The 24,605-nt window shown below is 45.2% G+C and carries 17 protein-coding genes, 6 tRNA genes and 1 rRNA gene; 9 read left to right on the forward strand and 15 right to left on the reverse strand.

What is annotated here, in order from left to right; translation table 11 throughout:
* Positions 1-22: 22 nt before the first annotated feature.
* From gorA to AB4351_RS05595, 3 genes are all read left to right on the forward strand, one after another.
* Positions 23-1,378 carry a glutathione-disulfide reductase gene (gene gorA, locus AB4351_RS05585; protein WP_372097542.1) on the forward strand — a complete coding sequence of 452 codons (1,356 nt, stop codon included), beginning with the start codon at positions 23-25 and terminating at the stop codon, positions 1,376-1,378.
* A 201-nt stretch (positions 1,379-1,579) separates the two neighbouring features.
* Positions 1,580-3,277, forward strand: coding sequence for a hypothetical protein (locus AB4351_RS05590; RefSeq protein WP_372125327.1), 1,698 nt, complete (start codon positions 1,580-1,582; stop codon positions 3,275-3,277).
* A 141-nt stretch (positions 3,278-3,418) separates the two neighbouring features.
* The gene (locus AB4351_RS05595) at positions 3,419-3,670 is read left to right on the forward strand and encodes a DUF6482 family protein (RefSeq protein ID WP_017103429.1); all 252 of its coding nucleotides are present in this window, start codon (positions 3,419-3,421) and stop codon (positions 3,668-3,670) included.
* 92 nt (positions 3,671-3,762) lie between these two features.
* Here the strand turns inward: AB4351_RS05595 and AB4351_RS05600 are convergent, their stop codons facing one another.
* The 11 genes from AB4351_RS05600 to AB4351_RS05650 form a co-directional block, all read right to left on the reverse strand.
* Positions 3,763-5,004 carry an NADH:ubiquinone reductase (Na(+)-transporting) subunit B gene (locus AB4351_RS05600; protein WP_372125329.1) on the reverse strand — a complete coding sequence of 414 codons (1,242 nt, stop codon included), beginning with the start codon at positions 5,002-5,004 and terminating at the stop codon, positions 3,763-3,765.
* Positions 5,005-5,202: 198 nt separating this feature from the next.
* Positions 5,203-6,165 carry an SPOR domain-containing protein gene (locus tag AB4351_RS05605; protein WP_029235875.1) on the reverse strand — a complete coding sequence of 321 codons (963 nt, stop codon included), beginning with the start codon at positions 6,163-6,165 and terminating at the stop codon, positions 5,203-5,205.
* A gap of 187 nt (positions 6,166-6,352) precedes the next feature.
* Complete coding sequence (locus AB4351_RS05610) at positions 6,353-7,291, reverse strand: ABC transporter permease (protein ID WP_017060135.1); 939 nt, start codon at positions 7,289-7,291, stop codon at positions 6,353-6,355.
* A 2-nt stretch (positions 7,292-7,293) separates the two neighbouring features.
* A complete protein-coding gene (locus AB4351_RS05615; protein ID WP_008218600.1) occupies positions 7,294-8,271 on the reverse strand; it encodes an ABC transporter permease in 978 nt (325 codons plus the stop codon).
* A 178-nt stretch (positions 8,272-8,449) separates the two neighbouring features.
* Positions 8,450-10,003 (reverse strand): ABC transporter substrate-binding protein, encoded by a 1,554-nt coding sequence (locus AB4351_RS05620; RefSeq protein ID WP_017060133.1) that lies wholly within the window; start codon positions 10,001-10,003, stop codon positions 8,450-8,452.
* A gap of 94 nt (positions 10,004-10,097) precedes the next feature.
* Positions 10,098-11,825, reverse strand: coding sequence for an ABC transporter ATP-binding protein (locus tag AB4351_RS05625; protein ID WP_048607507.1), 1,728 nt, complete (start codon positions 11,823-11,825; stop codon positions 10,098-10,100).
* A gap of 890 nt (positions 11,826-12,715) precedes the next feature.
* A tRNA-Pro gene (locus tag AB4351_RS05630) sits at positions 12,716-12,792 on the reverse strand.
* A 55-nt stretch (positions 12,793-12,847) separates the two neighbouring features.
* A tRNA-His gene (locus AB4351_RS05635) sits at positions 12,848-12,923 on the reverse strand.
* Positions 12,924-12,967: 44 nt separating this feature from the next.
* Positions 12,968-13,044 (reverse strand) — tRNA-Pro (locus tag AB4351_RS05640).
* Positions 13,045-13,121: 77 nt separating this feature from the next.
* Positions 13,122-13,197 (reverse strand) — tRNA-His (locus tag AB4351_RS05645).
* 48 nt (positions 13,198-13,245) lie between these two features.
* Positions 13,246-13,322, reverse strand: a tRNA-Arg gene (locus AB4351_RS05650).
* Between the two features lie 298 nt (positions 13,323-13,620).
* On the opposite strand from AB4351_RS05650, the gene AB4351_RS05655 reads away from it, so the two are divergent.
* Complete coding sequence (locus AB4351_RS05655; protein ID WP_017063036.1) at positions 13,621-14,034, forward strand: cytochrome c5 family protein; 414 nt, start codon at positions 13,621-13,623, stop codon at positions 14,032-14,034.
* 81 nt (positions 14,035-14,115) lie between these two features.
* On the opposite strand, the gene rep is transcribed toward AB4351_RS05655, so the two are convergent.
* On the reverse strand, positions 14,116-16,134 hold the full coding sequence (rep, locus tag AB4351_RS05660) for a DNA helicase Rep (RefSeq protein ID WP_372125331.1): 2,019 nt from the start codon (positions 16,132-16,134) through the stop codon (positions 14,116-14,118).
* 180 nt (positions 16,135-16,314) lie between these two features.
* Here rep and AB4351_RS05665 point away from each other — a divergent pair, with 180 nt between their 5' ends.
* The 4 genes from AB4351_RS05665 to ubiK all read left to right on the forward strand — a co-directional run bounded on the left by AB4351_RS05665 (position 16,315) and on the right by ubiK (position 21,532).
* Positions 16,315-16,896 (forward strand): TetR/AcrR family transcriptional regulator, encoded by a 582-nt coding sequence (locus tag AB4351_RS05665; RefSeq protein WP_017061961.1) that lies wholly within the window; start codon positions 16,315-16,317, stop codon positions 16,894-16,896.
* An 18-nt stretch (positions 16,897-16,914) separates the two neighbouring features.
* On the forward strand, positions 16,915-18,021 hold the full coding sequence (locus tag AB4351_RS05670) for an efflux RND transporter periplasmic adaptor subunit (RefSeq protein WP_017061962.1): 1,107 nt from the start codon (positions 16,915-16,917) through the stop codon (positions 18,019-18,021).
* A gap of 11 nt (positions 18,022-18,032) precedes the next feature.
* Entirely contained in the window at positions 18,033-21,161 is a 3,129-nt protein-coding gene (locus AB4351_RS05675; RefSeq protein ID WP_017061963.1) for a multidrug efflux RND transporter permease subunit, read from the forward strand.
* Positions 21,162-21,280: 119 nt separating this feature from the next.
* Positions 21,281-21,532 (forward strand): ubiquinone biosynthesis accessory factor UbiK, encoded by a 252-nt coding sequence (gene ubiK / locus AB4351_RS05680; protein ID WP_017061964.1) that lies wholly within the window; start codon positions 21,281-21,283, stop codon positions 21,530-21,532.
* Positions 21,533-21,694: 162 nt separating this feature from the next.
* Here ubiK and ilvC read toward each other — a convergent pair whose 3' ends face one another.
* The gene (gene ilvC / locus AB4351_RS05685; protein ID WP_017061965.1) at positions 21,695-23,179 is read right to left on the reverse strand and encodes a ketol-acid reductoisomerase; all 1,485 of its coding nucleotides are present in this window, start codon (positions 23,177-23,179) and stop codon (positions 21,695-21,697) included.
* Positions 23,180-23,325: 146 nt separating this feature from the next.
* Between ilvC and ilvY the strand changes: the two genes are divergently transcribed.
* A complete protein-coding gene (gene ilvY, locus AB4351_RS05690; RefSeq protein ID WP_017061966.1) occupies positions 23,326-24,216 on the forward strand; it encodes an HTH-type transcriptional activator IlvY in 891 nt (296 codons plus the stop codon).
* A 116-nt stretch (positions 24,217-24,332) separates the two neighbouring features.
* Here ilvY and AB4351_RS05695 read toward each other — a convergent pair.
* Together AB4351_RS05695 and rrf are read right to left on the reverse strand one after the other, a co-directional pair.
* Positions 24,333-24,423: transfer RNA gene (locus AB4351_RS05695), tRNA-Ser, on the reverse strand.
* A 71-nt stretch (positions 24,424-24,494) separates the two neighbouring features.
* Positions 24,495-24,605: ribosomal RNA gene (gene rrf / locus AB4351_RS05700) — 5S ribosomal RNA — on the reverse strand; the annotation flags it as partial.

Raw genomic sequence — 24,605 nt, forward strand, 5'->3', positions numbered from 1 at the left:
CCTTCAATAAATGGAGAAAGTAATGGCGACTCATTTTGATTACATCTGTATCGGCGGCGGTTCAGGCGGCATCGCATCAGCAAACCGCGCAGCAATGCACGGTGCAAAGGTTGCACTTATCGAAGCTCAAGACCTTGGTGGTACTTGTGTAAACGTTGGTTGTGTTCCTAAAAAGGTAATGTGGCACGGCGCTCAAGTTGCTGAAGCGATCAACCTATACTCTGAGGACTACGGCTTCGACGTTGAAGTAAAAAGCTTTAACTGGAGCAAGCTGATTGAAAACCGCCAAGCGTACATTGGTCGTATCCACCAATCTTACGACCGCGTACTAGGTAACAACAAAGTAAACGTAATCAAAGGCTTTGCTAAGTTCGTTGATGAAAAGACAGTTGAAGTGAACGGTGAACACTACACAGCAGATCACATCCTGATCGCGGTAGGTGGTCGTCCAACAATTCCAAACATCCCAGGTGCAGAATACGGCATCGACTCAAATGGCTTCTTCGACCTAATGGAGCAACCAAAACGCGTTGCGGTTATCGGTGCTGGCTACATCGCAGTTGAGATCGCAGGTGTACTAAGCGCACTAGGCACAGAAACACACTTGTTCTGTCGTAAAGAATCTCCACTACGTAGCTTCGATCCAATGATCATCGAAACGCTAGTAGAAGTAATGGAAGCGGAAGGCCCAACACTTCATACACACTCTGTTCCAAAAGAAGTAGTGAAAGAAGCAGACGGCACACTGACTCTACACCTAGAGAACGGCAACACTCAAAACGTTGACCACCTAATCTGGGCTATCGGTCGCCACCCAGCAACTGACGCTATCAACCTAGCATCAACTGGCGTTGCAACTAACGACCGTGGCTACATCAAAGTAGACGAATTCCAAGCAACCAACGTTCCTGGCATCTACTGTGTTGGCGACATCATGGAAGGCGGTATCGAGCTAACTCCTGTAGCGGTTAAAGCAGGTCGTCAGCTTTCTGAGCGTCTATTCAACGGTCAAACTAACGCGAAAATGGACTACAACCTAGTTCCTACTGTTGTATTCAGCCACCCACCTATCGGCACGATTGGTCTAACGACTCAAGAAGCTGAAGAGAAGTACGGCAAAGACAACATCAAGGTTTACACATCTGGCTTCACTGCGATGTACACAGCAGTAACCAAGCACCGTCAACCTTGTAAGATGAAGCTAGTATGTGCTGGCGAAGAAGAGACTGTCGTTGGCCTACACGGCATCGGTTTCACGGTTGATGAGATGATTCAAGGCTTCGGCGTTGCAATGAAGATGGGCGCAACCAAAGCAGACTTCGACTCTGTTGTGGCAATTCACCCAACGGGCAGCGAAGAGTTTGTTACCATGCGTTAACCTTTGTAAGTCAAAGAAATATTATGAAAAAGCCGACATCTGTCGGCTTTTTTTTGTTTTTTACCGTATGTTTGAATGTTTATTAACCGAACAGCATTTTACACACTTAACTTGGAAGAAAGATCACGCTACAATCGCGCGCTATAAAATTACACGCATAAAAATAACAAATAGCTCTATTACAGAAAGGATGTACGAGTAATGAAAAAAGTGAGTATTCTCGCAGCGGCGATTGCAGTGGCTTTAACAGGTTGTGGTAGCGACAGTTCTAATTCAGGTGTCACAACACCGACAGAACCATCAACAACAACCAACAAATTTATCGATGCCGCTGTTGAAGGTATCTACTACAGCACTAGCTCTGGTTCAAAGGGCATCACAAACAGCGAAGGCGAATTTACCGCTAAGTCTGACGATACGGTGACCTTCTTCATTGGTGGTGAAAATGGCTTGAAAGTAGGGGCAGCATCAAACCGTGATGTACTGACACCATTTGAAGCGGCGGGCAAATACGACCGAGCTCTAAATTTAGCAATTCTACTTCAGTCTCTGGATAACCAATTTGGTAGCGCTTCTGATGAAGTACTGACAATTCCAGATGCGTTGCGCGAACCTGATGCTGCGACGTTAGCGAAGATGAAAAACCTAAGTCTAGATGACCGTGATTCTGTTACAGACTTCCTAACAGCGATGGGAGTCACTTCAATTACTAATGAAACTGAAGCATTGGCTCATATGGAGAAAGCATTCGGAGAAAAATCAGGGACTGTTCGCGGCAGCGCTGATGCCAATCCATTTGTAGCGAAAAATGGGCAATTTATTCGCTCAATCATGGTGAGACAGTATGATATTAACGATCCAAACAACCGCCCTAACGACAAAACAATGTTAGTTCACGCTGACAAAATGCTCCCTAAAGCTGTGTTTGAACATACACGTGGCACGCCTTACTTCACTTATCAAGATTCAGCCAATGGTCTTATTGCTGTAAGTGACAGCGACTCTTTATTGTCATACGCAGACGCTGAAAAGTACATCAGCTGTGTATTGGCAGGGAGTTCTGCAGGCTGCAATCAAACAGCTAACCCAGACTTCACCCTAAACGCTCCGTTTTCTTACCTTCTACTTGATAAAAGCAAAGAAAATACCACACCTAAACCAAAGAGTTACGGTTGGGCACCTTTCATTGAAGGGAATCAACAAGTCCTCAACCACTACACGCCAAACAAACTGGAAGATGATCGAGATGAAGGCGATGCAACCCCTTCATACCAATATGAAACTCTTTCAGGTAGCTATGACCCAATTACAAAAATATACACACAAATTCGTTCAAAAACAGAGTTAAGCGACCCATCAAGCGAATCAAGTAAAGCAAAGCGTATCGAAGAAAGTTTGAATTTCTACTATCACGTAGAAACACCTAGTGACGAAAGGTACGTGGATTTCACTGGGTCTTGGGATACCACTCAGATTTGCGCTGATGGACAAAATGCTGTCATGAGAATGGTATTTGATTCTGAGGGCGCTACCGTATCAGGGAAAGAGTGCAATGCAAACTCACCGGCAGATCTTGAAGACTCAGGCAAGAAGTATACCTATAAAGAGCTTGCTGCAATTGACTATTGGTGGTTTAACATTTCAGGACGTGAATCAAAAGCAACACTGACAGATCTAAACTCAGTCGTGCGCTTCTGTGATGATACTGACAATGGTTATATTCCTGGTTCAGGAGATAAATGTCCTGTTGATGCAAATGGTAATAATCAAGAATACATCATTAAATGGGAGTATCAGCCAGCAGGTACTAACTGGGATGAAGGGTTGCTAACTCGCCGTAAAATGACTCCAGACGGATCAACAACAGGCCGTGTTAGCATCATGCAGAAAATCAACTAACCTTTGAGTTAGTTTGATGACTTATTAATAAACCAGAAGCTGAGCTTCTGGTTTTTTCATTTTTAACACACATGAACCTTCAAACAACCATCAACGTAGATACAGAAACAAAGAACTATCGAGAACAACATGGAGTTTGTTATGAATCTACTCATTGAATCATTTGAAGGCGGGATCTACTTGGCTTACCAAATCATTGGCGAGCAAAAGCAGTTAATCAAAGACGACCACCAGCACCCAATGAAGTTTTTGAGTGTTAACCAAGCCCGCGACCACTTCAGTGATCAAGGCGTATCGTCAGCAATGCTGATACACAACAGTGCATACGACGAGATGTGCGGTGAGCATTGTGGTAACACCCAACCGTTCGAAATTGATTTGAAATGGAGTTAAATCAACTTCAAATCAATCGCAATAAAAATTGAAAGGCTTGCAGCGATGCAAGCCTTTCTTATGGGAGTAACTTTCCCTGCTCCGCATTGAAATCAGCGTAATGTTCGTTTCTGTCTACGTTTGATGTTTTGCTCTTTCACTACAAAGTCGAACAGCGGAGCAAACAGGTTAGCAAACAAGATCGCCAACATGATGCCCTCTGGATAAGCAGGGTTGAGCACTCGAATACCGACCGTCATCACACCGATCAGAATCCCGTAAGCCCACTTACTCTGATTAGTAAACGCGGCAGATACAGGGTCTGTTGCCATGAAGAAGGTACCAAACGCTACACCACCCAACACAAAGTGCCAGTAAAACGGCATCGAAAACATCGAGTTAGTATCCGACCCTATCCAGTTCAGTAAACTCGAGGTCGCCACAAGCCCAACAATCACACCGGCGACAATGCGCCAAGACGCTATCTTCATCACAATCAAAATCAACCCCGTCAGCATGATCAGCAGTGACGACACCTCACCCATCGAACCTGGAATATTACCGATAAAGGCATCCATCCAGGTGATCGCCTCGCCAGTCATGTTATTGATGAGTGACGTGCTGCCGCCTTCATACCATTGACTCAGCGGTGTCGCGCCTGAATAGCCGTCAGCGGCAACCCACACAAGCCCACCCGACATGTTGGCTGGATAGGCGAAATAGAGAAACGCGCGGCCTGCAAGGGCTGGGTTCAAGAAGTTTCGTCCTGTACCACCGAACAGCTCTTTGGCGACAACGATACCAAAGGTGATACCTAAAGCGGCTTGCCAAAGCGGGATGGTTGGCGGAAGAATGAGTGCGAATAGTACCGAGCTAACAAAGAAACCTTCATTCACCTCATGTTTTCGTACAACGGCAAATAAAACCTCCCAGAAGCCACCTACCACAAACACCGTGGCATAAACGGGTAGGAAATAGAGTGCACCAAGCAACATCTGACTTTCCCAGCCACTTGCCACCAATGACTGCGCATCACCAAATGCCCACGACAGACGCCAGCTGCTTTCAATAACCGAGGCAAGTTCGTTAAGTTGATAGCTGGAGGTTAATGCGAGGACGCTTTGGTGTCCGACGTTATACATCCCCCAGAACATTGCCGGGAAAGTCGCCAGCCATACCAGAATCATGATGCGCTTTAGGTCAATGCTGTCACGAACATGGGTTATACCGCGGTTTACGTTTCCGGGTGTATAGAATATTGTCGCGAAAGCTTCATACACTGGGTAGAGCTTTTCGTACTTCCCTCCGGCTTCAAAGCGTGGAGCCACGTCTTCTAATCGTTTCTTTAAACTCATAATCTCAATCACCTTATTACTTGAGTTATGGTTTTCTACGCATCAGCCGCGCTATTTGAACAATTTTTAACGATTTTTAATCAAATTCGTCTTGAAGAACGAGTGTCTAAAAGTCGAACCGATGTTGAAAAAGAGAGGCGTATAAACAACAAAGCCCCAGCAATGGCTGAGGCTTATTTGGTTTGGTAACGGTCGTCGTTACTTAACGCACATCACATTAAGCAATGAAGAACCTTTCAACTGGTTGACGTTACCGTTGGTAAACAGACCTTTCTTATCTGCGCCCCAATAAGGGAGATGCATTGGCCAGTTCTGTTTTTCCATAACCTTTGAGCTCAAGATGCTTTGCCATTGCTTCTCACTCATCAGCTTCATGTTGACCTGATTACACACCAATTCAGCGCTATCGTAATCTAGGCGGCTCCAAGGCTTACCTTGCTCCATGTAGAACTGTTGTTGATGATCTAGAAGGTAAGGAATAGCATATTGGCTACCCGCAATGTCTGCTTTCACGCGAATCTCGATCTCTAGATCATTGTCTGAACTCGCGTTACCGCTTGGTAGCGTCTGAATTGCTGCAGCGCTCGCTACCGCCGCCACTTGCTTAGTAGCCACAGGTTTCGGTGCAGGCTTAGCTTCTACTTTTGCAGGAGCCTTGTGCGTCACCGCTTTTGGCTCTGCTGGTTTTGCCACAATAGGCTGTGATGAGGTTTTCGACTTATCGACCATACGAATAAAGGCTTCACCGTAACCAGAAACCTTACGTACCTGAGCTAGGTCTTTTCTCGCATCAGAGAAGGTAGAATAAGGTCCGATTAAGCAACGGTAGTCTCCGCCTTCCGGCTTCATCCAAACGTTGGTCGAGATCTTCTCATACAGAGGCTTTGCTCGGCTCAGTGACAAAGGCTTGTTCAGCAGGCCACATTGAACCCAAAACAGTTCGTTATCTGAATGACGTTTTGGTGCTTTACTGCCCCACACGCCCTTACCGATCGGACATGATTGCTCTAGCTGTGGTAATTGGTTGGTGCTTGCCTGAGTTGCATCACATAGAACCGACTCTGCATTCACTTGGCTCGATACCAAAAGAGATGCAGCGATAAGTCCCATACGATAATTTCTCGTCACAGCACGACATACAGCATTCATTGTCAATTTCATAACCACCACTTAAACCCTTGCGGGCTAATTATTACCGAATCTATGTCGATAAAACATGAATTCCATTTTAACTATTATTGACACTGTCAATAATACTAAGTTCCAGATCCATTAAGCAAAAAAAGAGCCGTAATTGCTTACGGCTCTTAATTTAGTGACTTTTTTTACTAAAAATCAAACCGGGCTATCACCCTTTATAAATTTTCGGGTTAAACACGTCACGTAACCAGTCGCCTAATAGGTTAATAACGAGAACCAATGTTACCAAAAGCACACCTGGGAATGCTGTGATCCACCATGCTCCTGAGAAAATGTAGTTAAAACCAGTACTGATCAGGGCACCGAGTGATGGTTGGTCTACCGGAAGACCTAAACCTAGGAAAGAAAGTGCCGCTTCTGACATGATGGCATTTGCCACCTGTACCGTAGAGATAACCAAAATCGGTGATAAACAGTTAGGCAGAATATGGCGGAACATGATGCGAGGCGCTCTAAAGCCCATCACACGTGCCGCTTCTACGTACTCTTTCTTCTTCTCTGCCAATACCGATGCACGAATCGTACGAGCATACTGCGGCCATTCAGCAATACCGATGATCACCACCAGCATAACAACCGCATATTGCGCGTAGAAGTCACTACCGAAACTCGCCTTAAAGATGGCCGAGACAATGATCGCAACCATCATGGTTGAGAACGAAAGCTGAACATCGGCAAAACGCATCAGGAAGCTATCAATACGACCACCGAAGTAACCTGCAGACAAGCCAATGATGATACCGAGAGTCAGCTGAAGACCTACCGCTAGGAAACCGATCGTCAATGACAGACGCGAGCCGTAAAGCATCGTAGATAAGATGTCACGACCCTGCTCATCAGTACCCAGTAGGAAGCGTTCTTCGCCGTCTTCCATCCAAGATGGTGGCAACTCAGAATCCATGATGTCGATAGACGTCACGTCATACGGGTCTGTTGGCGCTAGAATAGGTGCCGCTAATGCCATAACAAGGAAAGCTGCAAAGATAGCGAAGCTCACCATTGCCACTTTGTCACGTAAGAAGTAGTACAGAATGTCTGACTGCTTGAATCGCTCCCAACGAGATGGAGCTGTTGTTGTTTGTTCCATGATTATGCTCCTTTCCCTGTGATGTTCACTGTTGGGTTAATGATGCCGTATAGCAAGTCAACAATGGTGTTAGTTACTACGAAGATCAGGCCAACGAAGATAACGTATGCGGTAATCAGTGGTGTATCCACTCGGTTAATCGCTTCAAGGAATAGGAAGCCGGTACCCGGCCACTGGAATACAGTTTCAGTAAGAATGGTGTAAGCCACCATAGTACCGATTTGAACACCGCCTACCGTTAGTACTGGCAGCATTGTGTTTTTCAAAGCGTGTTGGTAGTAAATCTTGTTCAGCGCTAGACCTTTTGCTTTACCAAACTTGATATATTCAGAGCTAAGAACCTCTAGCATTTCAGAGCGTACTAGACGAATGAACAGAGGCAGCATGATAGATGCTAGAGCAATACTCGGCAGCACTAAGTGTGCAAGGCCATCTATCGTTAAGAAACCAGACTCCCAGCCAAACCAGTTTGCGGTTTCACCACGTCCAAACGACGGCAGCCAACCTAACTCAATAGAGAATACATACATCAACATGATTGCGGTTAAGAAAACAGGCACAGAAATGCCGATACTACTGCCCGCCATCACCAGTTTAGTGAAGAAGCTTTTTGGGTGTATTGCAGAATAAACGCCAAGTGGAATCGACAGACAAACAATGATCAGAGAAGCGCCGAACACAAGCTCAAGCGTTGCGACTAGTTTATCTAAGATTACGTCCACAGCTGGGCGTTTAAAGAAATATGAAGTACCAAGATCACCTTGTAGAGCTGCGCCCACAAAGCGAGTGTATTTTGTAATGAAGGGATCATTTAAGCCGAGTTCATCACGCAGCGCTTGACGCTCCGATTCTGAAACAGATTGACCGACTAACTCACGCAACGGGTCGCCCAGGTTATCCTGAATGGCAAACGCCACCAAACTGATCACAAACATCACTATCAGTGCCTGAAACAGGCGCTTGACCAGAAACGTAACCATTCCTTGCCCCTTATCTATCCATGACTATCTAGTCGAAATCCGCGACTAGATAACAAAATTCAGTCTTAAAAAAGGTATTTAGCCAGACTGAAGGAAGACCAAATACCGAAACTTAAATCTATATCTTAATAATTTGAGAGCCTGAAAAGCTTCAGGCTCTCGATTCTAGCAAGCTAGATTATTTTACAACTAGGTCGCCGAAGTAAGGCATAACCATTGGGTTTACTACGTCTGCTGCACCAACGTTAGACTTCGCGCCCCACGCTTCACTTTGCCAGTGTAGCGGTACGAATGCTGCGTCGTTGTAAAGTGTTGCTTCAACGCCTTTCAGCATTTCAGCACGCTTAACTGGGTCAGTTTCAGTGTTAGAAGCTTCTACGATCGCATCCATTTCTGGGTTTGAGTAGCCAGAACAGTTGTATTGACCACGGCCAGTCTCTTCGTTACGAGTCATCGTTAGGAACTCGTTGAAGTTAGCTGAATCTTCTGTATCTGAGTGCCAGCCGATCATCATCATGTCTGCTGAACATAGGTCAAACTCAGGCCAGTACTGTGCTTTAGGCATAGTTTTAAGATCAACTTTGATACCAATCTTAGACAGCATTGCCGCAGACGCTTGCGCTACTTTCGCATCGTTCACGTAACGGTTGTTTGGAGCCATCATAGTTAGCGTAAAGCCATCTTCGTAGCCCGCTTCTTTCATCAGCTCTTTCGCTTTTTTCAGATCGTAACGAGGAACTAGGTCTTCGTTGTGACCCGCGTAGCCTGTTGGGCTTTGCTGACCAGCTGCTGTTGCGAAGCCTTTCATGATCTTCTTAACGATACCTTCGTTGTTGATTGCGTGAACAATCGCCTGACGAACGCGAACATCTTTAAGTGCTTCGTTGCTGTTTTGGTTCATTTGGAACGTGATGATACGAGTACCAGGTAGCGTCACTAGATCGATGTTCTTAGCATTTTTAACACGCTTGTGATCGTTTGGTGCTACTGGGTGAATCATATCAACGTCGCCAGAAAGAAGTGCTGCAACACGTGTCGCGTCTTCTTTGATTGGCACAAGTGTTAGCTTGTCTACGTTGCCTTCAGTTTCTGTGTCCCAGTAATCGTTGAAACGCTCGAACGTTACTTTAACGCCTTGCTCACGCTGCGTTACGATAAATGGACCAGTACCTGAAACGTTAGTCGAAGCAAACGAGTTACCGTGCTTAACTAGCTCAGACTTGTCTTTACCTTCCGCTGTTTGGCCAGAGTAGAACTTGCTGTCCATTGGGAAGATGTAAGTTGCTGTTTGTAGTACTAGTGGGTAAGCCGCTTTTGATACTAGCTCAACTGTGTAGTCATCCACTTTTACCATTTTTTCGTATGGCGTGAAGATAGACTTAAAGTCTGGAGAAGCTTGTAGACGTTCAAAAGTCCACACAACATCATCAGCAGTCAGTTCGTTACCAGAGTGGAATTTCACACCTTTACGTAGGTTGAAGCGGAAAGTCGTTTCATCAACACGCTCCCAGCTAGATGCTAGGCGGCCTTCAAAATCCATCTCTTGAGTGAAACGTACTAGAGGGTCAAACACCATGTGAGACATTTGCAGTGTGCCACCAGACAGCTGCTCGTGCGGGTCAAGTGATACTGGGTCAGCTGCGTAGCCAACGGTAATATCTGCTGCTGCTGCACTAAAGCTTAGGCCAGCTGCCATTAAAGCTACTGCTAATTTGCTTTTCATGGTTTTCATTGCATAACTCCTTCATGCGGGAATCCAGATCCCTAGTTGTTGTATTTGCGTCTGTTTATTGTTTTTAGCAAGCTAAACTCCAGCCTGCTGATTTTTATACCGCGGCTTGTGCCACTGCTTTTTCTTCTCTTAAACCTGTAAATTCAGGCATTAAAGAAATTAGGTGTTTGCTGTATTCATGCTGAGGCGATTGGAATAGCTGCTCGGTTGGCGCAACTTCCAATAGCTCTCCCATTTGCATCACACCAACACGATCACACATTTGGCGAATAACCGGTAAATCGTGACTGATGAACAGCATGGTTAGGTTTAGCTCGTCTTGTAAGTCTTTTAATAGGTTGAGGATCTGAGCCTGTACCGACACATCCAGTGCCGACGTAGGTTCATCACAAATCAAAAGACGAGGGCGAGTTGCCAAGGCGCGAGCGATAGAAATACGCTGACGTTGGCCACCTGAGAATTCGTGTGGGTACTTAACCCCGGCCATTACGCCCAAACCAACGTGCTCTAGTAGATCGTTCACGATCTGACGAGTTTCATTTTCGTTACGAGTAAGCTTATGGAATCGGATAGGCTCAGCAATGATGTCGAATATCTTCATTCGAGGGTTCATTGATGTGTAAGGGTTTTGGAAAACCATCTGCATTTGGCGACGCATAGGGCGACGTTCTTTTTCAGATTTAAGCCCAGTCAGGTCAACGCCTTCAAACGTTACCTTGCCTGAGTTGGGTGCGTACAAGCCAGCAATCACACGAGCAATCGTTGATTTACCTGAGCCTGATTCACCTACTAAACCAAACGTCTCACCTTCATGTACTTCAAAGCTCACGTTGTTGGATGCTTGAACGTACTCACGACGGCTCTCAAAGAAAGAATCTTTGGTGGTGAAGCGCAAGTTTACGTTCTCAACATTCAACAATGGACCAGTGTAATCACGGTGATCTTGGCTTTGACCTAACCAGTGGTTTTTCACATCTAGAGGTTCCATCTCTTGTGCTTCTTCGATGTAGCTAACAAGAGGGAAGCGATCGAGTTTACGATCTGAACGAGGAACCGCAGAGATAAGACTGTGTGTGTATGGGTGTTCAGGAGTACCAAGGACTTTCGCCGTCGGACCAAACTCAACCAAATCACCACGATACATCACGGCTACGCGATCAGTAACGTTAGATACCACACCCATGTCGTGCGTGACCAACATACAACCTACGTTCTTCTTGATACATAGGTCGCGAATCAAACCCAAGATCTGGTCTTGGATAGAAACATCAAGTGCCGTTGTTGGTTCATCTGCGATGATTAGATCAGGCTCACCTGCCAATGCGATCGCGATAACCACACGCTGACGCATACCGCCTGAGAATTGGTGTGGGTACTGCTTTAAACGGTTTTCTGGTTGTGGGATACCCACTTGGTTCATTAAGTCTAATGAGCGCTGGTAGGCTTCTTGATCCGAAACCTTCATGTTGGCATGAATCGTCTCTTTTAACTGCTGTTCTACTGTAAATAGAGGGTTAAGAGAAGTCATTGGGTCTTGGAAGATAAAACCAATCTTTGAGCCGCGAACAGAACGCATCTGTTCAGGAGATAAACCAGAGACTTTTTCGCCATCCAGAAATACCTCGCCGCTAGCAATGCGGCCAGGAGGGCTCAGCAAATCGATTACAGCATTACCTACTGTTGATTTACCTGCACCAGACTCGCCTACAACACCAACAATCTCACCACGTTCAATGTTGAACGAAAGTGATTTAACTGCGGCGTGAACTCCATGACGAGATGGGTATTCGATACGAAGATTTTTTACTTCTAAAAGTGACATTACCAGACCTCTACTGCTTTGGCAGCTTTCTGCCCTGTCTGCAAAATTGAATCCATTCTTACCAGAATATTGTTCTGATATTTTATACGGTTGACAATTTGGCAAATAATTCACAGAAAAGCAACAAAAATAGGATAAAAAGTCGACATTAAACGCTTAGCAAGCAAAAGTGCCACATAACTATTCACCAAAAGAGCATATAGTAAGAAAAATCAACATTATATTATCGGCAAGAAATACTCACAAACTCCTTACCACTACTTACTTGTAGAGTTAAAGCCGTGCTTCAAAGCAGATCTCACTACCAGCCACTAAAAACAAATAATTATTCCAAAAAACAATTAACACTATAGAAACAAACGCTAATTTTGTTAATTTGAACAAATAAAACAACCAGATAAACGTTAATTAGCCATACATTTAACCATCTGTATTATTTTGGTAAATACAAAACAGACAAACGAAAGGCCTAATAAATCAGAGGAGTTTTTGAACGACCAAATGCGTACAAAGCTGTCAAATTCAGGCCTTAGTGAGCAAATTTAGGGTCAGGTTTCACTTTTCATAAAAGTCTTTAGACCAAACCCATTAATATGTCGAATTATTGAGCACTCCATTTATATAAAATTAGATATAGAACTGTACATTTGATAAAGAAAGCAACTCTGTAGCAGCACCATTATCAAGCAGATCGTTAGGAATCTGTCTTATATAAGAAGGGGAGATAGATGTAAGAAGCCCCGTCATTTCTGACGCGGACGGCTAGTTGAGGCTTCTTAAGTGATCAGTGAAGAGACATTCTTTGAACATCAGGCGAACCCCACTCTGTTCAAGTTATCTAAGTTTCAGATGTAAAAAAGCCCTAGTCTTTCGACTAGGGCTTCTTAAGGTGGTCGGTGAAGAGGGATTCGAACCCCCGACCCTCTGGTCCCAAACCAGATGCGCTACCAAGCTGCGCTATTCACCGAGACGTTTCGTTTGATTTCTCAAACTGGGAACTTCAAAGAAGCTACCAAAATTAATGGGGTGGCTAACGAGATTCGAACTCGCGACCACCGGAATCACAATCCAGGGCTCTACCAACTGAGCTATAGCCACCACTAATTTTTTATATAACCGCTTAAAAGCGATTATTGAAATAGTGGTCGGTGAAGAGGGATTCGAACCCCCGACCCTCTGGTCCCAAACCAGATGCGCTACCAAGCTGCGCTATTCACCGACTAGTTTTGTATCGACTCTTGGGAATAATGAATCAACACTGGAAGCCGAAGCTACCGATATTTTGTAAAGAAAGAATGGGGTGGCTAACGAGATTCGAACTCGCGACCACCGGAATCACAATCCAGGGCTCTACCAACTGAGCTATAGCCACCATTATTTCTTTTTGCCAATTTCTCACTTACCGAAGTAAGAGACCGGATGGCGCGCCTGAAAGGATTCGAACCTTCGGCCTTTGGCTCCGGAGGCCAACGCTCTATCCAGCTGAGCTACAGGCGCATGCCCTGTCGGCGGAGTGGAATAATACGTATATCACCCAATGCCGTCTAGTACTTTTTTAACTTTTTTTTCTGTTTGGTCTCTTTTTCGACAGTTAATATGTGATAAACCCCTTATTTGAGTACTACAACCCGCCACAGCTTATAAGTTGTTGTTTATTGCAACAACTTATCGGGATATAATCACCCATTATTTACATTGGTTTAACAGTTGCTCTTTGCTGGTTAAAGCCAAAACACCCTTCCAACACTATAAATTGGTAAGCATGTACTTACCTTGGGAATGTAAAGTGAGTTTAATGGATATGTCTCGTCGAATTTTAAGCGTTGTCATCGCAGTTTTAACCTTTTCAACTGGCGCAATGGCTGCAGGCCTAAGCGAAGCGGAGCACGATGCAATTGCTGAACGCATCAAACCAGTTGGCCAAGTTTACCTAGTCGGCAGCGAGCCAGTAGCCGCAGAACCAACAGGCCCTCGTGATGGCGCAGCAGTTTACGGTACCTTTTGTATCGCTTGTCACGCATCTGGCGTAAGTGGCGCACCTAAAACAGGTGATGCTGGTGACTGGGGTCCTCGCATTGCTCAAGGTCGCGACATTCTAGCTGACCACGCAATCAACGGCTTCAATGCGATGCCAGCGAAAGGTTCATGTATGGATTGTTCAGACGACGAAATCAAAGATGCTATCGAGCACATGATTGCCGGTCTGTAATTAAAAATGCCAGATTCAGAAAAGGTGACCTCATGGTCACCTTTTTTATTGGCTTCTATATAGTGCGATTAAAGTAGGGCATTACTTCTTGTTGAACATCGCTCGAATATTCGCAATGTGCGCCTGCCCTTTTTCCATTCTTTCTTCAGCGGATTGAGGCTTCTTAACGCTTTCCCACTCCACATCATCGTGCGGCAGCTCATCGAGGAAGCGGCTTTGTGTTGGCTTTATTAATTCACCATATTGACGACGTTCACGACACTTAGTAAAAGTCAGCTCTTTCTGTGCTCGAGTAATCCCCACATACATAAGACGACGTTCTTCTTCTACGTTGCCTTCATCGACACTGGTTTGGTGCGGCAAGATGCCCTCTTCTGCACCCATCAGGAATACATATGGGAACTCTAGACCTTTCGATGCATGCAATGTCATTAATTGGACTTGATCTGCATCGTCATCATCCTCACCACGCTCCATCATATCGCGCAGCGTTAAACGTTGAACCACCTCGCGCAGGGTTTTCTCTTCTTTATCGTAGTTGTCACCCTCAAGATCGGCCACAATCCAGCTATACAGATCAGAGACGTTCTTCATTCGCATTTCAGCGGCTTTCGGGCTCGCTGAGGTTTCGTACAACCAATCTTCGTAGTTGATGTCACGAACCAAAGAACGAACGGCTTCAACCGTATTACCACGCTCGGCATTGTCTGAGATACGAACAATCCAGTCACCGAAGCGGCGCAAATTTTCTAAACCACGCCCCGTCAGTGTCTGCTCTAAGCCCATCTCAAAGCTGGCTTCAAACAAGCTCTTGCCACGCATATTGGCATAGCTACCTAGCTTTTCTAGCGTAACCGGGCCTATCTCACGGCGAGGCGTGTTTACAATACGCAGGAAGGCGTTGTCATCATCAGGGTTCACCAACACTCGTAGGTAAGCCATGATGTCTTTAATTTCGGCTCTAGCGAAGAAAGAGGTTCCGCCAGAGATCTTGTAGGGCACGCGGTTCTGCATCAGCGCTTTTTCAATTAAGCGCGATTGGTGGTTACCACGGTAAAGCACCGCGTAATCTTTGTACTCAGTACGGTTCAAAAACTTGTGGGCGATGATCTCGCCGGTAATACGCTCTGCTTCATGCTCTTCATTCTTAGCATTCAGTACCTTGAGCTTTTCACCGTCTGGGATCTCTGAGAATAGTGACTTTTCATAAACGTGTGGGTTGTTGGCGATCAAGATGTTCGCCGCACGTAATATTCGGCTGGTTGAGCGATAGTTTTGCTCGAGTTTGATCAAGCGAAGATTTGGATAGTCCTCACCCAGCAACACCAAGTTTTGCGGTTTTGCACCACGCCATGAATAGATAGATTGGTCATCGTCACCTACTACCGTCAAGCGACCACGCTCTCCCACCAGTAAACGAACCAACTCATATTGGCTGGTGTTGGTATCTTGGTATTCATCGACCAGTAAATAGCGGATACGCGACTGCCAGCGCTCACGCACCTCTTGATTGGTTTTCAGTAGTAATACAGGCATCGCGATCAGATCATCAAAATCGAGTGCGTTGTATGCCTTCATCTGTTTCTGGTACATCTCAAAACAGAATGCAAACAATTGCTCTTGTTCGCCTTGAGCACGTGCTTTCGCCTGATCTGGCGTCAGCATGTCATTTTTCCAATTCGAAATGGTGCCCATTAAAGCGCGTAGCAAATCCTTATCACCATCGATCTGTCTCTCTGTTAACTCTTTTAACAAAGCTAACTGGTCTTGGTCATCAAACAGAGAGAAACCCGCTTTCAAACCCAGCGCTTTGTATTCACGGCGAATGATGGTTAAGCCCATGGTATGAAAAGTCGAAACAATCAGCCCTTTCGATTCGCCCTTACCTAGAGTTTGCCCAACACGCTCTTTCATCTCGCGTGCCGCTTTATTAGTAAAGGTCACCGCCGCAATATTACGCGCCTTATAGCCACATTCCTGAACCAGATAAGCAATTTTATTGGTGATAACACGTGTTTTACCGGATCCAGCGCCCGCTAATACTAAGCAGGGGCCCGAAACATATTTCACGGCTTCATCTTGTCTTGGGTTCAGTTTCATTTGATTCTCAGTTTGGTCTAGAGGGGCGAATTCAATTGCGCGCCTATAATAATGCTGCAACAGCACGAATGCTACGTTCTCTTATACAAGATTTTTACGCTGATTATGTAAAACTTTGTTGCACATGTGTGTGGTTATTAGGCTATAATGAATGAACGTTCATTCATTGGTGGTTGAAATATGACAACTCATGCACCTCGGGATAAACGCCAGCAAATACTTTCTGCAGCTGAAAAGCTAATTGCAGAGGTCGGTTTCCAAGGCCTTTCAATGCAAAAATTAGCCAAAGAAGCGGGAGTGGCTGCAGGCACTATCTATCGCTACTTCGATGATAAAGAGCATTTGATAGAAGATGTTCGAATGCTCGTGACTCAAAGAGTAGCTGATGCTGTTCAACAAGGGGTTAATGATTCGGATCCAATTAAACAACGCTACCGTACTATGTGGTTGAACATATGGAACTTAGCAGGAACGAATTTAGCCGCAATAAAAAATCGGGTTCAGTATGACTCTCTACCCATCACAAATAGCCTAAACTTCAGGGAACTAGAACGTAAAATGTTTGCCCAAGTTGAGCTGCTATTTAATGAGGGGAAAGAACAAGGATTGTTTAAACCACTTAACAATGAAGTATTAGGTGGATTGAGCTTGGCGGCTAGTGTTTCTCTAGCACGCAAGCATTCTTTAGGATTTTACCAACTTGATGAGGCAGAACTAGAATCTGCAATCGAAGCCAGTTGGGACGCAATAATTAAACACTAGATCGGAGTTTTGACCATAATGAAAAAGTGGACTTTCTTCATGTTACTCATCGCTGTACTACTTTTCGGCAGCGTTATTGGGTTTAACATGTTCAAACAACAAAAAATTGCTGAGTATATGGCCAACCGCCCTGAACCAGAGTTTCCAGTAACGGTAACTGAAGTTCAGCCGATCGACTGGGTTCCAGTGATTGAAGCTATCGGCTTCATCGAACCTAACCAAGGTGTGACACTAGCGAACGAAACCAGCGGTGTTATCGATCAAATTTCTTTCGAATCAGGTACTGAGGTTAAAAATGACCAACAACTGATCCGCCTTGATTCTGATGTAGAGAAAGCCAATCTAAAAAGCTCTGAGGCACGCTTACCGGCTGCTGAAGCTAAATACAAGCGCTACCAAGGGCTATTCAAGAAAGGCTCTATTTCTAAAGAAGCGTACGATGAAGCAGAAGCTAACTACTTCTCTCTTTCAGCTGATATTGAAAGCCTTAAAGCATCGATTGCCCGTCGCGAGATCCGCGCTCCGTTTGACGGCACTGTCGGTATTCGTAATGTGTATCTAGGCCAATACCTACAATCTGGCACTGACATCGTTCGCCTAGAAGACACCAGTGTTATGCGCCTACGCTTCACTATTTCTCAAAATGACATCTCTCGTATTGAGGTTGGTCAGGCGATCGACATCTTCGTTGATGCATACCCAGAAAAACCGTTTAAAGGTTCTATTAGTGCCATTGAGCCTGCGGTTAGCATCCAAAGTGGTCTTATCCAAGTACAAGCCGATATCCCAAACAACGATGGTAAGTTACGTAGCGGTATGTTTGCGCGCGCTAACATCATTCTACCTAAACTAGCAAACCAAGTGACACTGCCTCAGACGGCCATCACTTTCACACTTTACGGTGACAATGTTTATATTTTACGTGAAGAAGATGGTGTGCAGCGTGTGAAACAACAAGTGGTGAAAGTAGGTGAACGTACAGAAAGTATTGCTCACATACTGGAAGGCGTAGAGCCTGGCGATGTTGTCGTGACAACGGGTCAAGTTCGTTTAAGTAACAATGCTAAAGTTCGAGTTGTAGAAAGTGATGCAACGACGCCGCCAGCTGAAACACCAATGCTGTAATTGGAGGAATCATGCGCTTTACTGATGTTTTTATTAAACGTCCAGTTCTGGCTATTTCAATCAGCTTTTTGATCGCATTGCTTGGCTTCCAAGCAATCTTCAAAATGCAGGTTCGTGAATACCCAGACATGACAAATACGATCGTGACGGTCACGACGAGCTATTACGGTGCCAGTGCCGATCTGATCCAAGGCTTTATAACTCAGCCATTAGAACAAGCGATCGCTCAAGCCGATAATATTGATTATATGACGTCGCAGTCCGTACTCGGTAGCTCGACTATTACGGTCAATATGAAGCTCAATACCGACCCGAATGCCGCGCTGTCTGACATACTGGCCAAGACTAACTCGGTACGTTCTCAGCTTCCTAAAGAAGCCGAAGATCCAACCGTAACTATGTCTACCGGTTCAACAACGGCGGTACTCTACATTGGTTTTACGAGTGATGAACTCTCTGCAAGCCAAATTACCGACTACCTTGAGCGAGTGGTTAACCCACAACTGTTTACCGTTAATGGCGTATCAAAGGTCGACTTGTACGGCGGGATCAAATACGCATTACGTGTATGGCTTGATCCTTCCAAAATGGCAGCATTAAACCTGACAGCCACTGACGTGATGACGGTGCTTAATGCAAACAACTACCAATCAGCAACTGGCCAAGCAATTGGTGAGTTTATGCTGTACAACGGCAGTGCCAATACCCAAGTAACCAATACCGATGAATTAGAAAGGTTGGTGGTCAAAACCAGTCAAAATGGCGGTTCTATTGTTCGCTTAGGTGATATTGCTAAGGTTTCACTAGAAAAAAGCCACGATGTGGTTCGCGCAAGTGCTAATGGCAAACAAACGGTTGTAACCGCCATCAATGCAGCGCCAAGTGCTAACCCGATCAACATTGCTGCTGATGTTATGCAGCTGTATCCTGAGTTGGAGCGAAACCTACCAAGCAATATCAGCATGAATATCATGTATGACTCAACCATTGCGATTAATGAATCCATTCAAGAGGTTATACACACGATTGTTGAAGCCGCGCTGATTGTATTAGTGGTTATCACGCTATTCTTAGGCTCATTGCGTGCGGTTATCATTCCTATCGTAACCATCCCTTTATCGCTGGTTGGTGTTGCGATGGTGATGCAAGTCATGGGTTTCTCATGGAACTTAATGACGCTACTGGCGATGGTATTAGCAATCGGTCTAGTGGTTGATGATGCAATCGTAGTACTGGAAAACGTCGATCGACACGTCAAATTGGGGGAATCTCCTTTCAGGGCTGCCATCATTGGTACCCGTGAAATTGCAGTACCGGTTATTGCAATGACACTGACATTGGGCGCGGTTTATGCCCCTATCGCAATGATGGGTGGTATCACAGGCTCGCTGTTTAAAGAGTTCGCATTAACCCTCGCTGGCGCGGTATTTGTTTCTGGAATCATCGCTTTAACACTGTCTCCAATGATGTGTTCAAAGCTGCTAAAAGAAAATGCACAGCCGAGCAAGTTTGAACTGAAGGTACACAGCGTACTTGATCGTATGACAGGCCGTTACTCTAAGATGCTGCATGCGATCATGGATCATCGTCCGGTTATCATTGGCTTTGCGGTCATTGTATTTTTAAGCTTGCCGATGCTGTTTAAATTCATCCCAAGTGAACTTGCCCCTGCAGAAGATAAAGGGGTGGTGATGATGATTGGTACTGGTCAATCAACGGCTAACCTAGACTACCTAAGTAACACGATGGATGACGTGAGCGGTATCTTGGTGACCCAGCCTGAAATCCAATACGCTCAATCCTTCACTGGTGTACCAAACTCAAACCAAGCATTTGGTATTGCCTCAATGGTGCCATGGAGTGAGCGCACGGCTAGCCAATCTGAGGTAACGAACCGTATCAGTGGATTGCTACAAGATATCCCAGGCATGGCAGTAACCGCGTTCCAAATGCCAGAGTTGCCGGGTGCCGGTTCTGGTCTACCACTCCAGTTTGTGATTACCACACCAAGCAGCTTTGAGAGCTTATTCGCTATCGCAACCGATATTTTAACGGATGTGAAAGATAGCCCTCTCTTTGTCTACTCTGACCTTGATTTGAACTACGATTCAGCAACGATGAAGATTCAAATTGATAAAGATATGGCGGGCGCTTATGGGGTAACGATGCAAGATATCGGTGTCACCCTAAGCACCATGATGTCGGATGGTTACGTTAACCGTATTGACCTCAACGGTCGTTCTTATGAAGTGATCCCTCAGGTTGAGCGTAAGTTCCGCTTAAACCCAGAGTCAATGAATCATTACTACGTTCGAGCCAGCAATGGTGATGCTGTTCCTCTCGGTAGCTTGGTAACAATTGATGTGGTGGCAGAGCCTCGCTCTCTTCCTCACTTCAACCAGTTGAACTCAGCGACGGTCGGTGCGGTTCCTATGCCGGGCGCGGCGATGGGTGATGCGGTAAACTGGTTTGAAAACATTGCCCAAACCAAATTACCTGCAGGCTATAACCATGACTACATGGGTGAGTCGCGTCAGTTTGTAACAGAAGGCAGCGCACTGTATGTGACGTTCGGTTTAGCACTGGCGATCATCTTCTTGGTTCTGGCGATTCAATTTGAGTCGTTAAAAGATCCATTGGTTATCATGGTGTCGGTGCCACTCGCAATATGTGGTGCATTGATTGCGCTCGCTTGGGGCGCAGCGACGATGAACATCTACTCGCAAGTGGGGCTGATTACCTTGGTTGGTCTGATTACCAAGCACGGTATCTTGATCTGTGAGGTAGCAAAAGAAGAGCAGCTGCATAATAAATTATCACGCAAAGAGGCGGTTATGGAGGCGGCAAGGGTACGTCTACGTCCAATCCTAATGACAACAGCGGCGATGATTGCAGGCCTGATCCCATTGATGTACGCCACGGGTGCAGGTGCAGCTCAGCGCTTTAGTATCGGTATTGTTATCGTTGCTGGTCTGGCGATTGGTACGCTGTTTACGCTGTTTGTTCTGCCGGTTATTTATAGCTACTTAGCCGAAAAACATAAACCAATTCCAGTTTTCCTCGAAGATAAAGATCTCGAGAAGCTGGCCCGTGTTGATGAAGCAAAAGCGGCGCACAGAGAATTAGCTAACAATAAGTAATTTCCCTGTCGTATTAACAATAAAAAGGCTACTTCGGTGGCCTTTTTTTGTACGCCATAGGCGACATCTTTGATGTGATTAAATAGAATAGTGATAAATATTAAGGAGTTTTAATTGATATGTTTGATCCAAAAAAACTAGAGCAAATTGCTAAGCAGATCCACGATTCTATGCCTCAACCAGTAAAAGAGCTTGGTTCAGACGTAGACCAAAAAGTTCGCCAAGTTATCCAAGGCCAACTCAACAAGCTAGACGTTGTGAGCCGTGAAGAGTTTGATGTTCAAACACAAGTACTGCTTCGCACTCGCCAGAAGCTCACTGAAATGGAACAAAAACTGGCTGAACTAGAAGCAAAGCTTTCAGACAAATAGTCATTTTTTTCAATCAGTTCAAGTTCGAATAAAGGCTTACCTTCGGGTAAGCCTTTATTTTTTCCTCAATCTATCAAGCCTTCACCGGTAAAATAGTTGCAAGCATAAAAAAGCCCCGAACAAATGTTCAGGGCTATTTTTATTCAGTGATGAACTGGAAGATTAACCGCCAACAGCGATACGCTTCATGTCGCTCATGTAGCTACGTAGCTCTTCACCAATGTATTCTACAGGGTGGTTACGGATAGCTTCGTTTACTTCAATTAGCTTAGCGTTATCAACTTGGTTAGATGTCTCACCTAGACCACGGCCGATGACGTCCGTTGCTACTGAAGGCATGAACTTCTCACGTAGTAGCGGTGTTGCTACGTTAGCGAATAGGTAGTTACCGTACTCAGCAGTATCAGAGATTACAACGTTCATTTCGTAAAGACGCTTACGAGCAACTGTGTTTGCGATTAGTGGAAGCTCATGTAGAGATTCGTAGTAAGCAGACTCATCAATGATGCCTGATGCCGTCATAGCTTCGAATGCTAGCTCAACACCGGCACGAACCATAGCAACCATTAGGATACCGTTGTCGAAGTACTCTTGCTCTGAGATTTCTACGTCAGAAGCTGGGTAGTTTTCGAATGCAGTTTCGCCTGTCTCTTCACGCCAGCCTAGTAGGTTCACGTCATCGTTCGCCCAGTCAGCCATCATTGTGCTAGAGAAGTGACCAGAGATGATGTCATCCATGTGCTTGTTGTAAAGCGGACGCATTAGGTCTTTAAGCTCTTCAGAAAGCTCAAACGCTTTAACTTTAGCCGGGTTAGATAGGCGATCCATCATGTGAGTTACGCCACCAAACTTAAGTGCTTCAGTAATCGTTTCCCAACCGTATTGTAGAAGCTTGCCTGCGTAGCCAGGTTCGATGCCATCAGCAATCATCTTCTCGTAAGATACGATAGAACCCGCTTGTAGCATGCCACAAAGGATAGTTTGCTCACCCATCAGGTCAGATTTAACTTCTGCTACGAAAGAAGACTCTAGGCAACCTGCACGGTGACCACCAGTACCTGCAGCCCAAGCTTTAGCGATATCCCAACCTTCGCCTTTAGGGTCGTTTTCTGGGTGAACAGCGATAAGTGTTGGTACACCGAAGCCACGTTTGTACTCTTCGCGAACTTCAGAGCCTGGACACTTAGGTGCAACCATTACTACAGTAAGGTCAGCACGTAATTGCATGCCTTCTTCCACAACGTTGAAGCCGTGAGAGTAACCAAGAGCAGCGCCTTGCTTCATTAGAGGCATTACTGTTTCAACAACGTTTGTGTGTTGCTTATCAGGAGTAAGGTTGATTACTAGGTCTGCTTGAGGGATTAGCGTTTCGTAGCTACCCACAACAAAGCCGTTTTCATCAGCATTTTTGAATGATTGACGCTTTTCATCAATTGCCGCTTGGCGTAGAGCGTAAGATACGTCTAGACCAGAATCACGCATATTTAGACCTTGGTTTAGGCCTTGAGCACCACAACCAACAATTACGATTTTCTTACCTTCAAGGTATTCAGCTTCTGTCGCGAATTCTTCACGATCCATAAAGCGGCAACGACCTAATTGGTCTAGTTGTTCACGAAGGTTTAATGTATTGAAATAGTTAGCCATTCTAGGGCACTCCTTTAAAAATAAGTCCGTAAGGTCGATATCTCTCTATCGAATGACTTCATACTAAAACAGACACTCCGTTGCTGAAAGTGATATATTCACAATTAGTTATTGCAATAAATGCAACATGGAAACGATCGCAGAACATGAACATAAAATCTCTACAATTATTTATACATTTATGCGACAGCAAGAGTTTCAGCAAAACCGCTGCTGCTATGCACGTCAGTCCTTCAGCGCTGAGCCGTCAGATACAAAAGCTTGAAGAGGAAACAGGACAAGAACTGCTAATCAGAGACAACCGCAGTGTTGATCTTACCCCAGCAGGAAAACACCTATTGCCTGTAGCATTGAGCATCGTGGGAGAGTGGCAGCAATATAACCTTCACCTGAAGGGCGGAGAGCAAGAACTTAAAGGTGAGATCCGTATATTTTGTTCAGTAACGGCTAGCTACAGTCACCTACCTGAACTCATAACCGAATTTAGGGCTATTCATCCGTATATTGAATTTAAGCTCTCTACTGGTGATCCAGCTCAATCCATCGACAAGATCTTAAACGATGAAGCGGATATCGCGATTTCAGCAAAGCCAGACATCCTTCCTTCAAGGTTAGAATTCGAAACCATCAGCGATATTCCACTGTCAGTCATCATTCCATCTGGTGTGAGTAGCTTTAGCCAACAACTGCAATCCGATAAGCCAAACTGGAATGAAGTGCCCTTTATCATCCCAGAAGCAGGAACAGCGCGTGAACGAGCCAATGCATGGTTTAAAAAGATGAAGATAAAACCCAACATATACGCGCAAGTTTCTGGCCATGAGGCGATTGTAAGTATGGTGGCACTAGGATGTGGAGTTGGCATCGCACCTGATGTGGTCATAAACAACAGTCCAGTAAGAGATAAAGTTAGCCGCTTAAAGATAGAACCTATCAAGCCATTTGAGTTAGGCGTATGTTGTAAGCGAGCACAGCTAGATAACCCTCTAATTCGAGCGTTCTGGCAAGTTGCAGAAGGGAAATATTTAGCGGACTAGTCGTCATTGTTTTAAATACAAAAAAGGGAAGAGCACGTCAGTGCCCTTCCCCTTTTATTTATGTATATCGCAGATAAGAAAAAAGCCCGCTGATTTCTCAGCGGGCTTTCTAATGGTGGTGGAGGGATAGGGATTTGAACCCTAGAACCGCTATTAACGGTTGCCGGTTTTCAAGACCGGTGCTTTCGACCACTCAGCCATCCCTCCAAAAAATTGTCATCAACAGATTAGTACACTGTAGATGTTGTTACATGTATACACAGGTAACGATATTTAAAGCCTGGCGATGTCCTACTCTCACATGGGGAAGCCCCACACTACCATCGGCGCTATTGTGTTTCACTTCTGAGTTCGGCATGGAATCAGGTGGGTCCACAATGCTATGGTCG

It is taken from the genome of Vibrio sp. 10N.261.51.F11 (assembly GCF_041471665.1).
In the GTDB taxonomy this organism is placed as follows: domain Bacteria; phylum Pseudomonadota; class Gammaproteobacteria; order Enterobacterales; family Vibrionaceae; genus Vibrio; species Vibrio crassostreae_C.